Source organism: Chitinophaga sp. 01L420, assembly GCF_056399985.1.
In genome coordinates this window covers 138324-151207 of sequence record NZ_JBFTSK010000010.1, presented here as the reverse complement: position 1 = coordinate 151207, position 12884 = coordinate 138324, and the positions used below count along the sequence as shown (strand labels likewise).

The 12884-nt window shown below is 45.5% G+C and carries 8 protein-coding genes; 7 read left to right on the top strand and 1 reads right to left on the bottom strand.

Annotated elements, in window-relative coordinates; all coding sequences use genetic code 11:
• Window positions 1–64 precede the first annotated feature (64 nt).
• The 3 genes from uvrA (at window position 65) to AC1DP6_RS12715 (ending at window position 4322) form a co-directional block, all read left to right on the top strand.
• The gene (gene uvrA, locus AC1DP6_RS12725; RefSeq protein ID WP_477055160.1) at window positions 65–2602 is read left to right on the top strand and encodes an excinuclease ABC subunit UvrA; all 2538 of its coding nucleotides are present in this window, start codon (window positions 65–67) and stop codon (window positions 2600–2602) included.
• Between the two features lie 107 nt (window positions 2603–2709).
• Window positions 2710–3435, top strand: coding sequence for a metallophosphoesterase family protein (locus AC1DP6_RS12720; RefSeq protein ID WP_477055159.1), 726 nt, complete (start codon window positions 2710–2712; stop codon window positions 3433–3435).
• 29 nt (window positions 3436–3464) lie between these two features.
• On the top strand, window positions 3465–4322 hold the full coding sequence (locus AC1DP6_RS12715) for a hypothetical protein (RefSeq protein ID WP_477055158.1): 858 nt from the start codon (window positions 3465–3467) through the stop codon (window positions 4320–4322).
• A gap of 6 nt (window positions 4323–4328) precedes the next feature.
• Here AC1DP6_RS12715 and AC1DP6_RS12710 read toward each other — a convergent pair whose 3' ends face one another.
• Window positions 4329–6047 carry an ATP-binding response regulator gene (locus AC1DP6_RS12710; protein ID WP_477055157.1) on the bottom strand — a complete coding sequence of 573 codons (1719 nt, stop codon included), beginning with the start codon at window positions 6045–6047 and terminating at the stop codon, window positions 4329–4331.
• A gap of 213 nt (window positions 6048–6260) precedes the next feature.
• Here AC1DP6_RS12710 and AC1DP6_RS12705 point away from each other — a divergent pair, with 213 nt between their 5' ends.
• The 4 genes from AC1DP6_RS12705 (at window position 6261) to AC1DP6_RS12690 (ending at window position 12863) form a co-directional block, all read left to right on the top strand.
• A complete protein-coding gene (locus tag AC1DP6_RS12705) occupies window positions 6261–7616 on the top strand; it encodes a TlpA family protein disulfide reductase (RefSeq protein ID WP_477055156.1) in 1356 nt (451 codons plus the stop codon).
• A 353-nt stretch (window positions 7617–7969) separates the two neighbouring features.
• Complete coding sequence (locus AC1DP6_RS12700; protein WP_477055155.1) at window positions 7970–10342, top strand: TonB-dependent receptor; 2373 nt, start codon at window positions 7970–7972, stop codon at window positions 10340–10342.
• 81 nt (window positions 10343–10423) lie between these two features.
• On the top strand, window positions 10424–11614 hold the full coding sequence (locus AC1DP6_RS12695; protein WP_477055154.1) for a DUF4374 domain-containing protein: 1191 nt from the start codon (window positions 10424–10426) through the stop codon (window positions 11612–11614).
• 22 nt (window positions 11615–11636) lie between these two features.
• Window positions 11637–12863, top strand: coding sequence for a PepSY-associated TM helix domain-containing protein (locus AC1DP6_RS12690; protein ID WP_477055153.1), 1227 nt, complete (start codon window positions 11637–11639; stop codon window positions 12861–12863).
• Window positions 12864–12884 lie beyond the last annotated feature (21 nt).

Genomic DNA, 12884 nt, shown 5'->3' with positions numbered 1-12884 from the left:
GATCTTGCGGTGTTGTGAGGATACGCCAACTGGTCGCGGGGCATAGTTTTTGTGGCAACCGGGCATGCGAAAACAAGATCAAACCCCTACAGCGACTGGTGATACCGGTTTTGTACATGTGCGTGGTGCACGTGAACACAACCTGAAAAATGTAACGCTCAGCATTCCCCGAAATGCGCTGGTGGTATTTACCGGCGTTTCCGGTTCAGGTAAATCATCACTGGCATTTGGGACCCTGTATGCAGAGGCACAGCGCCGTTACCTGGAGTCAGTGTCGCCCTATGCGCGGAGGTTATTTCACCAAATGCCGGTACCGGTAGTCGATGAAATAGATGGTTTGCCGCCCGCAGTAGCATTGCAACAGCAGCGGGGCGCACCTACTACCCGTTCATCTGTAGGCAGCGTAACGACCTTATCTAATTTGCTGCGCATGTTGTATTCCCGGGCAGGTGTATATCCGCCTCACCAGGAACAAATGGATTCAGAATTCTTTTCTCCCAATACCCCTGCGGGCGCTTGTCCCGTATGTCATGGTCTCGGTCGTATTTACGATGCCACAGAAGCCTCTATGGTGCCGGATGATTCACTGACCATCCGGGAACGTGCAGTGGCCGCATGGCCTACTGCCTGGTACGGACAAAATCTCCGGGATATACTCGTTACCCTCGGCTATGATGTAGATAAGCCATGGCGCGAGCTGCCAAAGAAAGTGCGTGACTGGGTCCTGTTTACAGAAGAGCAGCCAGTAGTACCGGTATATGCCGGCTTTACACCTGAAGAAACTAAAGATGCCCTGAAACGCAAGATGGAACCCAGTTACATGGGTACCTTCTCCGGTGCGAAAAGATATGTGATGCACACTTTTGCCAACACAGAAAGTGCTGCTATGAAAAAGCGGGTGTCGCAATATATGATCAGTAGGGAATGCCCGGAATGCGATGGCAAGCGTTTGGGCAGAAAAGCGCTGTCGGTGAAATTTGATGGACTGGACATTGCAGAAATGTCCAGGTTGCCGCTGAAAAAGCTCGCGGCTTTAATGGAACGTTATGCCTGCGGATCTTCCGAGGCCTTTGTGGCAAAAGGGTTGCACCCGGAGCGTATTATTGTGGCGCAGCGTATTGCGCAGGATCTGGCAGCACGATTGTCTATTTTACTGGATCTGGGTTTAGGTTACCTGCTGCTGGAGCGTAGTTCTCCCAGTCTTTCTCCGGGCGAGTTACAGCGGTTACGACTGGCTACACAGGTAAGATCTAATCTGTTCGGCGTAGTGTATGTACTCGATGAGCCCTCTGCCGGATTGCATCCTGCTGATACAGCAGCCCTACTAACGGCCATGGATAAACTAAAAGCGGCGGGCAACTCGCTGTTTGTGGTAGAACATGACCTGGATGTGATCCGTCATGCGGAATGGATTGTGGATGTAGGCCCTGCTGCAGGTGAACAAGGCGGACATATATTATACAGTGGTGAACCTGCCGGTTTGGAGCACGTGGTAGCTTCCAGTACCCGTCATTATCTCTTCTCCCGGGAAAAAAAAATTACCCGCAAGCCCCGTGAACCGAAGGGTTGGCTGACATTGGCCGGCGTTACCCGTAACAACCTGGTGTCGTTGGATGCTGCGTTTCCATTAGGTGTATTTACTACCGTAACAGGTATATCTGGCTCCGGTAAATCCAGCCTGGTGAGCCAGGTGCTGGTAGAGCTGGTGGCCACCTATCTGGGTTATGAAGCACCGGCAGCGGAAGAAGGAGAGGAGCTCGAACAATCGCGGCCTGTTACGCTGGGTGGCCGCATTACAGGTGGCATGGAAAATATTAAACGATTGGTACAGGTAGATCAGAAACCGATAGGTCGTACTCCACGTTCTAACCTGGCTACTTATACCGGTTTATTTGACCAGGTGCGTAAATTGTTTGCCGCTACCAAAATGGCTAAAGCCCGGAAGTACGATGCCGGACGCTTTTCTTTTAATGTGGCAAAAGGGCGATGTGAAACCTGCCAGGGCGAAGGATCCGTGATGGTGGAACTGCTTTTTCTGCCCAGCGTATATGCCCCTTGTCCTACCTGTCATGGTGCTCGTTATAATGCAAAAACGCTGGAAGTCACCTGGCAGGATAAAAATATCGCAGAAGTACTCGGCATGACGGTCGACGAAGCAAAAGACTTTTTCACCACAGATGCCTCCCTGCAGCGATCACTGGAAGTATTGCATGAAGTGGGGCTGGGCTATCTGCGGTTAGGACAACCCGCCACAGAACTTTCCGGCGGAGAAGCGCAGCGTATTAAGCTGGCAACAGAACTGCAGCGCATCGGCAAAGGGAATACGCTGTATATACTGGACGAGCCTACTACCGGTTTGCATCCGGCCGATGCAGAAAAATTAATTACACAACTGAATGGACTGGTAGATGCCGGCAACACCGTAGTGGTGGTAGAACATGAAATGCGGGTAGTCGCGGGCAGCGACTGGGTAATTGATATTGGTCCGGGTGCCGGCGATGAAGGTGGAAAGATAATAGCTGCAGGGCCACCCGAAAAAATAGCAACAGTACCTAATAGTAAAACAGCCCCTTACCTGGCCGCATTTATAGGTAAAAAGTAAATGGTATTATTTAATGAAATAGTTGTGTTTTTTACTTTTTCTTTCGCAATAAATATGTTGCGCCTGAATTAATATGTAACGTTGCACAAGATCAAAGAATCATCAGCATGTTGAAGATAGCTATCATCAGTGATATTCACGGCAACCTGCCGGCATTGCAGGCGGTATTGGAAGACATTCATGCCTTTGGGGCAGACCAGGTATATTGTTTGGGGGATTTAACAGATGCGGCGCCCTGGCATAATGAAGTAATAGCGCTGATCCGGTGCCGGCAGATACCAGTGATCATGGGCAATCATGATGAGCGCATTGCTTTTAATCATCCGGTGTTACCTCTCAGCAAGCATAGTAAAGTAGAGCAGGACGCGAGGCTTACCGCCATTAATTATACGAAAGATACCATTACACCGGATAACAAGGCTTTCCTGACCGATCTGCCCCGTTTTATACGACTGAGTTTTCCATCTGCTACTTTGTTGTTGGTACATGGCAGCACCAGGAGCAATGATGAATATTTATATGAACAGCATGCAGAAAAAGACCTGTTAAATATGCTGGACGAACACCGGGCAGATATACTGATTACGGGGCATACCCATTTGTCGTATATACGGCAACTGGAACCGGCCGGTAAGATGGTGATGAATACAGGCGCCGTGGGAAGATCAAAAGAGAAAGACCGGCTGGCAGCTTACCTGCAGCTAACGATCGCCGGAGAGAAGCTGACACCGGTGATCCGGAAAGTAGCTTATCCGATTGCCGACACCATTGCCGGTATCCGTAGCAGTCCGATTCCGGATTTTTATGCTGATTTTTTAGCCGGTGAAGAATAGCTGGTATCTTTACGTATAAAATAATACGTATGGAAACCTCCCGCGATTACAGCACCATCAGCCCTACTGCCAAATCATTATTACTGTTGAAAGGGATCACCCAAATTCCTTTTGTAAAGGAGGCTGCGGAGCTGATGATAGCACCGCAGCCCTATCAGCCGGACCTTAGCAATAAAGACGTTTCCTTTTGGGGGCGGGTATTGCATTTCGAAGACCGTTACTGGAGTATTGACCAGCTACTGGCGGATTTGTCTATTAAAAATATACTGGAGTTATCGTCGGGTTTTTCTTTCCGGGGACTGGAAGCCACGAAGCAGCCGGGTTATCATTATATTGATACAGACTTACCGGAAGTGGTGGCGATTAAAAAAGAATTTGTGGCGGCGTTGTCCGGCGCATCCGTGGTGAGTGCATTGGAGTTGTTGCCTTTGAATGCATTAGATGAAGCGCAATTTGAAGAAAGGGTGAGTCGTTTTCCGGCGGGTGAAATAGTGATTGTGAATGAGGGGCTGTTGATGTACCTGGATGAATCAGAAAAAGAACAGTTGTGTCGTATCATTCACCGGGTATTGACGCAGCGTGGTGGCTATTGGATTACGGCTGATATTTATGTGAAATGGGACCATACAAAATCGGGTGTTGATCGTGGGGAAGAGTGGAATGCCTTTTATGCGCAGCACAGGATTCATGAAAACATGTTTGACAGTTTTGAGGTGGCCGAAGCATTTTTTAAAAAGATGGGATTTGAGATAGACAAAGAGGCGGAGAGGGACCGTAGCCGGCTGACAGCGTTGCCACATCTGCTGGAAAAACTGACGGAAGCGCAGTTGCAAAAGATGCGGGGGGCTGGCAGAATCAGGTCCACCTGGCGTTTGAAAGCAGTGTGATGATGGCTATGCCATCACCACGAGCTCTTTCAGTATGTTATATAGTTGTTCAATATTTACAGGTTTACTTAAAAAGCCATCTGCGCCGGAAGCAATTACTTCTTCCCGTACTTCACTATAACAATTGCCGGATACCAGGATGAACGGAATTTGCCGCAGTGTTCTGTCGGCTTTAAATTGTGCCAGCATTTCTATACCGCTGACATGCGGCATAATCATATCCATTAAAATGGCATCTGGTTCATGGAGACGGGCTTTGGTGAAGCCTTGCGGACCTGAATCAGCGAGGATCACTTCTATGCCCATGCGTTTCAAAGCGAGGGAGAAGGCGAGATGATTGAGATGATCGTCATCCACTACCAGTACTTTTAAACCACTTAAGAGAGAATAATCGATGATCGCATTCGCGGTAGGTGGTGGCGGAATGGCTTCTACCGGCATGTGGAGGGTGAAGATGCTGCCGCCGCCATCGGTGTTGTCACTGACAAACAGATCACCTCCCATCATGCGTGCCATATGACGTGCGATGGGTAGTCCCAGCCCACTGGACTCTGTTTGTTGCCCGAGTTCACTGACATACGGATCAAAGATGTGTTCTTTTTTCTCTGTTGAAATGCCTGCTCCCTGGTCGGTAACAGAAAAAACGAGCTGGTTATTTTTCATAGTGGCACTCACCGTAATGATGGAGCGGAAAGTAGTAAACTTGATAGCATTGCTGAGTAAGTTAACGATGATGGTACGCAGTTTTGATTTATCTGCCAGAATATATTCGGGCAGGTTATCGCTGAAGGCAATATTAATATGTACAGATCTTCTTTTGGCGAGGTATTCATAGGTGTCGCAGAGTTGCAGTATCCAGTCGGTGAACAGGAACGGCGATTTGCTGATCTCATCTTTCCCTGCCTCAATCTTTGACCAGCCAAGGGCATTGCTCATCACGAGCTGCATATCCTGGCAGGCAAAGTGAACCGCTTCCAGGTGGGCTATTCCCACCTGGACGGTTCGTTTCCCCCTATCCGCTGTTTCAATGTAGTTCTGCAGAATACTGTTGACTACATTCAGCGGAGATCTGATTTCGTGGGTGGTTTCCCGCACGTATATTCTCATTGCCTGATTGGCTTTATCAAGTTGATTCACCAAAAGCTGTAATTGCTTATTCTGAAACCTGCTTTCCCTGGTAAAATAATAGAGGGCAGTGCCATTCAGGAAAGTGGCGGCTGCAATGACAAGCCAGCGAAGACCCGCTTCGGTTTCCTTATTCAGCGGCAGCGGTGTAATAAGTCCTTGCCGGTAATTCATTTCTATTAACAGCAACATGCCTGCGCTGCTGGTTAATACAATGATTTGTGCCAGTGGGCGGTGAAATACCAGGAATACACAAAACGCAAGGAACGGGGCAAACAGGTAGATCTGTGCTGCTGGTCCCAGTACGATGCCAAAGTACCAGATAGATACACTGTGTAAAAAGAACATCAACTGCTGCCCGTATTCCGGCCGGCTGTGCCGGGTGATCAGCAATATGGAAAGAAACAAGGCGCTTTCCAGCATGGCCGGATATAATATACTTTTATAGCCGGTCATATAATAGAGTAAACAGCCCAGTACAAAAGCAAGCAGACTGGCACCAAGGGCCAGAGAATTGACAATCTTTATAATCCGTCCGGTCGTTTCATTTGCTTCAGCATCCTGACTGGTCATCCTGGGTATTACATTGGTTATTTTCATAGTTTCCAGGTTTTCAAATTCAAAAGAGGGGCAGGTTTTCCTTCCTGTTTGCATTCAAGGTAGAAGAATGCAGATTATCAAGTGTAAATTCTTTGTTAACAACATAGTTGTTTTGCGAGAAGTTTAAAGTTATCGGGTGAAGATTTTAACAAGTAACGCACATTTTTAGCCGGGTTATAAACAGTACATTCATATCGGAAATAAAAAGTATACATGAAAGTTCTTTTTTTATACCTGTTTATCTTTGTAATCATTATTGGTACTGCATTACAGGCTTCCGTTGTGATAAAGGGACAGATTAAAACCTCACCGAAGAAATGGCTGACTGTATTTGGGTACGCCGATTATTTCAGTGGCCCCGCTATTCCCGCTGCGCAGGTGCAAACAGATACCATGGGAAATTTCCAGGTAAGCATCAGTGATGCCTTTGCTCCTTTGGTAAAGTTGCAGGTAGAGAACAAGTCGCTTAACATATATGTATTGCAGGGTGGAGAATATGTTGTTAATGAGTTAGCGGACGGGCTCGTGGTAAAAGACATCAAAGGTATTCCGGTGAATGAAAAGTTAGGAGACCTGCTGAGGGATCTGGAGAAAAACTGGCTTTCTTTATTTATAGATAGTAGCAGCGGGAGGTACAAATGTCAATTATCAGCTGATTCGATGTTGAAGATATTTGGACGCATGGAAGCGAAATACCTGGTTCACCAGCAGCCCGTATACAATGATCTTATTCATTATATGGCGGCGGTTTATAAATTGTCCTTTATCACTTTTATTCCGGTGGAAAATAATTTATTAACCGGTTTCGAGAATAATTATTTCAATAACGTAGATCTCCGGACCTGGAATCCATTTTATATGAAAACGTTGGAGGCATATCTTGGTGCCAGAATAAATTATTTAAGGGATCGCAGGTATCAACTCCGCAATGAGGAGGGCAGTTTGGATCGGGTGGTACAGGAGGCTGGATATTTTAAAAATGACTGCCTCCGTGACTGGGCTATAGTGGCAGGTTGCAGCCAGTTATACGGATCAGGGGAAGCACCGGCGGAAAAGAAAAAGTACGCGGATGGTATCCAGACAAAGGTATTACCCGTATTAAAAGATATGCATGCGAAGGAAGCACTTAAAAAAGTGATATTGCGCAATAATCAAATTAAATTGGGAGATCCATTTCCGATTTTGTCATTAAAGAATGAAAAAGGAGCACTCGTATCCTTTGCAGATATTCGATCAGATCTCATCCTGGTGGACTTCTGGGGCTCCTGGTGTCCGGGTTGTATTGCAGGTATGAGAAATTTTCCAGACTGGATGGAGCAATGTAAGGGAAAACTGACCATCGTGAGTATCGCAGTAGATGAAACACTTGAAAAGATGACAACGTTCCTGGACAAACAACAGCGAATGTCACAATGGGTGACGCTGTATAATGGCAGGGAAGGCAATTACCTGGATAAGCTGGTGATTCATGGATATCCCACCTATTTTATTCTTAATAAAACCAAAGAAATTATTGCTATGCCAGGAACTACTGACAGGGTAGCGGCAGCACTGAAATTGGCGCTGTAGCTACTTATAACCAAGGGATCATGATAAGGGTTCGTCTTGCCCACGACGAACCCTTACTAACGTATACGCATAACCGAAATTTAATCCTGACGCAATGCGGAAAAATTCAGCAACCTAAAAATTCCCGATGTCGAAAATGGTTTGTTAAATTTTCGGGTACTTTTGCAAAAGAAATTCAATACCTATAATCAATACTGTATGTGAACGCCTGGAACCATGCTGCCAGGATATACTTTTCATACACATACTGCGGAACTAAAATGAGACAGGAAACCAGTAGCGGATGTTGCGGAAACGCCGCCTGATCAACTATTGCCAATACCTGCCGGAGACTTAAAAAAAGCTGTTTAAAAATGTATATCAGAAAACTTTTGCTGACAAGCATATTGCTATCCCTTGTCCTTTTTACTTATGCCCAGTCAGTTAGTACGGCTACCATTAGTGGTTATCTGAAAGATGCTGCCGGTACACCTGTTCCCGGTGCTTCCGTGAAACTGCATAACAATAACGCCAACGCTATCTCTAATGTAGATGGATTTTTCCGCATACAGAAAGTGAATCCTGGTAAACATATCCTCAGTATTTCTGCAGTAGGATTTAAGAAAGCCGATCAGACACTGGACCTGAAGGCAGGAGAAGAAAAAATACTACAACTTACCATGACATTAGCTGTCAGTGAAATAAATACCGTATCCGTGATAGGTCGCTCTACCAGCCAGGAAGTAAACCGGCAGGCCTTTAACGTAACGGCCATTGATGCGAAGAAATTATACAACTCCACCCTGGATCTCTCACATGCACTGGATCGTGTATCTGGCATCCGCGTCCGCGAAGATGGTGGCTTAGGTTCCAGGATGAATTTCTCCCTGAATGGTTTTACCGGACGGCAGGTGAAGTTTTTCCTGGATGGAGTACCTATGGATAACTTTGGTTCTTCTTTCCAGCTGAATAATATTCCTATCAACCTGGCAGAAAGAGTAGAGGTATACAAAGGTGTAGTGCCTATCTGGCTGGGATCAGATGCTTTGGGTGGCGCTATTAATATCGTTACCAGTAATAGCAAACGCAGTTATGTAGATGCTTCTTATTCCTTTGGCTCCTTTAACACACACCGCTCTACCCTGAATGCAGGTTATACCGCCAAATCAGGTTTTACGGTGCAGATAAATGCCTTCCAGAATTACTCCGATAACAATTATCGTGTACGCGTGAATGTAGCCGATCTGCTTACCGGTGAATATTATCCCCGTCAATGGGTAAGAAGATTCCATGATACTTATCATAATGAAACTATCATTGCCAATGTGGGGGTAGTGGGAAAGAAATACGCCGATAAATTATTATTCGGTATCACCATGGGACAGAACTACGCGGAAATACAATCCGGCGCAAGAATGGTCAGTGTATTTGGCGACTGGCACCGCAAAGGCGATATCCTGATGCCCAGTGTGAAATACCAGGTAAAAGACATCTTTGTAAAGGGATTGGACTTTAGCCTGACAGGTAACTATAACCTGGGACATGAACAAAATATTGATACGGTAAACCGTCGCTACAACTGGTTTAAGCAACATGTGCCTAATAATGGTGCCGAAAGGGAACGGAGCATGTATAAATTCAGTAACAACAATGGATTGGGTACCGCCAATCTGAGCTATCGTTTAGATGACCACCATTCCTTTATCATCAATGATGTATACAGTACTTTCAGCCGCAAAGGAAAGGATGAATTATTTCCACAGGATGAGAAGTATGATCAACCAAAAAAAGTAAATAAGAACGTATTGGGTCTGGGATATAAATTTGATTACAATGCCAGGTGGAATACTTCCGTATTTGTGAAAAATTATTCACAACGCAACAGCTTCTCGCAAAGCTACAATCCAAGTGGTAACTGGGGGGATGTAGCCTATAGAAATCAGGAGTCGAAATTTAGTAAGCAGGGATACGGTTTGGCTACCACCTACTTTATCCTGCCGGTGTTACAACTGAAAACCTCTTATGAAAAAAGTTATCGTTTGCCTGAAACGGAAGAACTGTATGGTGATATGATCAACCTGGAAGGTAATACAGACCTGAAACCTGAGAGCAGCAACAATTTCAATTTCGGGGTAAATTATCAGTTGAATATTAAAGGTGATCACCGTTTTCTCTTTGATGCTAATTTCCTGTACCGCGATGCCAGCGACTTTATCCGTCCTATGCTGAATCCTAACCAGACCAGGCAAACAAATGGTAACCTGGCTAAAGTGACCAATATGGGAATAGACGGAGAGGTAAGATATTCTTTCAAACAACTATTTACTGCCGGGGTGAACATGACCTACCAGAACCTGCGTAACAATACGGAGTATGAAGACGGACAAAAGAATGTAAGTCCGCTGTACAGAGATCGTATCCCTAATATGCCTTTTCTTTTTGGTAATGCAGATGCGTCTCTCTTCTTTAGAAATGTATTGAAAAAAGGCAATACACTTACGCTGGGTTATAACCTGTTGTATGTGCACGGATATTATCTCTCCTGGCCCAGCCAGGCAGAAGAGAAGTTAGGAATTCCAAGACAGTTTTCCCAGGACGTAAACATGGTGTATAGCCTGGTTAATGGCCGGTATAATGTATCTGTAGAGTGTAAAAACCTGGTGGATAACAAACTGTATGACAATTTCACCTTACAGAAACCAGGTCGTGCATTTTATGCCAAGCTGCGGTACTTTATCAGTAAATAAATATCAATCATTTCAATTTCAATAAGGATAGTGATGAAAAAAATAAGTAAGCTTTTATTCCTGTTTTGCAGTATCATTTTTATGGGAATATCATGTGATAAAGAAGATACGATGGATGAGTCTTTTATAGAAGGAAAATTCCAGGGGCTGGCAAAATATGTAATAACAGCAACACCCATAGGTACCAGCGGTATTGCGGATGTTTTACTGACAACGGATAGTCTGGGTGGCGGTACTATTACCACTGCAGGCAATGGTATGGAGCAGGATGGCTCTTACCGCTACTACCTGACGCATAAGGGGAGATTTTTCAGTCTCCTGTATGGACAGGGCAACCCGGGAGCGGTGACTACCTATCGCTTTACTACCAGCGGTAAAATGGTGAAAACAACAGAGTTTCAGACAGAAACCGTACAGGTATTTGTTAAAGTAAACGACGAGCTATTACTCATAAAAGTACCGCGGAGTGGCAATGAAGTGGCCAGCACGTATCGTATTGATGCCATGAAATCAAGGATTGTGGGGCGTGGCAATATAAATATTGTGCAACTGGCTGCAAACGGGGAAAGGGCGCATTTCACCTGGGCTACCCAGGTAGGAGAAAAGGTATATGCTCCTTACATGAGTATCAAAGGATGCTGCAGTGACGCATTTGGTACGGCGTATCCCGATAGTAGTTGGGTGGCTGTATTTTCTTACCCCGACCTGAAGCTGGAAAAAGTAATCAGGGATAACCGGACCAGCTACTTAGGAGCCTATTTCACTGATGGATTAGGCGTTACTGAAGAGGGGGATGTATATGGTTTTTCACAGGCGGCTGCAACAAATAGTGGGAAAGTAACCACCACCAGGCCTTCGGCTATTGTGAGGATATTGAAAGGGACCACCGAATTTGATCAAAACTATTTTTTCAATGTGCAGGAAATATCCGGTGGTCATCATATTGCTTCACAGGCTTACCTGGGGCACCATCAATTTTTACTGATGATGTATGAAGATGCCAGGGCAGTGAAAGGCAATCTGAAAATGGCCCTGGCAGATGTGGAAAAGAAAACGTTTACCTGGATAACAGGTGCGCCGGCGGCGATTACCAGTACTTCTGCCACCTATAATAATAATACCACTTCTGAAGATGGCAAAACCGGTTATATCGGTTTAAATACGGCGAATGGAAGTTGGGTTTATAAAATAGACATAGCTATGGCTACGGCTACACGTGGTTTGACAGTGAACGGTGGTAAGATTACGGCGATTACAAAAGTGGAATATTAATAACCCGTTTAAGTAGAAAAATATGAGTAATTCAAAAAAAGTAGCTGGGAAGAAATCCAATTCCCGGTCACTGTTTTATCGCATATCTGCCTGGCTGCATTTGTGGCTGGGCCTTGTGTCGGGTATTATTGTAGTCATCATTTGTATTACCAGCTGCATCTATGTATTCAATGAAGAAATTACCAGCCTGACGGAACCGGAGACCAATATTCCGGTACAATCGCAGGCATTGATTGCTCCTTCGCAGATCATGGCGGTAGCGAATAAAGTGTATCCCGGTAAACAGGTGGGCTATGTATTATACAAAGAAGGGAAGGCCGTAGAAGCTAATATCGGCGGGCGTCGGGGTGGGTCTACCCTGAAACTGAATCCTTATACCGGAGCAGTCATCAGCAAGGTAGACCGCAAAGAAGGGGATGTCAGCTTTTTTCGCTGGGTATTGAACGGGCATCGTTTTCTTTGGCTGCCTTACAAAATAGGACGTCCTATTATCAATTACAGCACCCTTATCTGCGTGATTACGCTGATAAGCGGGTTGGTGTTATGGTGGCCTAAAAAATGGAATAAAAGTACCCGTAATCAAAGTTTTAAAATAAAATGGGGCGCAAGTACCAAAAGGATCAACTATGACCTGCATAATGTACTTGGATTTTATGCCCTGCTCCTGCTTTTTGCTATAGGCGTTACCGGTATGGTATACGGACTGGAATGGTGGAGCAAAGGCCTGTACTGGGCAACATCGGGCGGGAAAACCATGCCTGAATTTGTAGAGTTGAAATCAGATTCTTTGCAGGCAGGGAAAAAGCATTTTGATAACCTGGGGCAAAAGATGGACATCTCCTGGAAAACAGTAGTTGGCAAACATCCGGAGGCAGCTGGTTTTTACCTGGGATTCCCGGATACAACCAAAGCACAGGCGGCGATCAGCGTGATTGTATATCCTTCCCGGGGGCAGTATTATAACAATCAGCGTTACCTGTATGATCAGCATACACTGGAGCCGCTTACGGGCAACAAACTATATGAACAGTCTTATCAGGAAGCTGATTTTGCCGGTAAACTGAGACGCATGAACTACGATATCCATGTGGGCAGCATACTTGGTTTGCCCGGAAAGTTCATGGCATTTTTTACCAGCTTAATCGGCGCCACTTTGCCCATTACCGGGTTTATTATCTGGTGGGGCAAAGGAAGAAAGAAAAAAACACCGGCGGCTGCAAAAAAGGTGGCGCAGACTGCCAGCGTATAAAAGATAATCTGTCGTAGATTT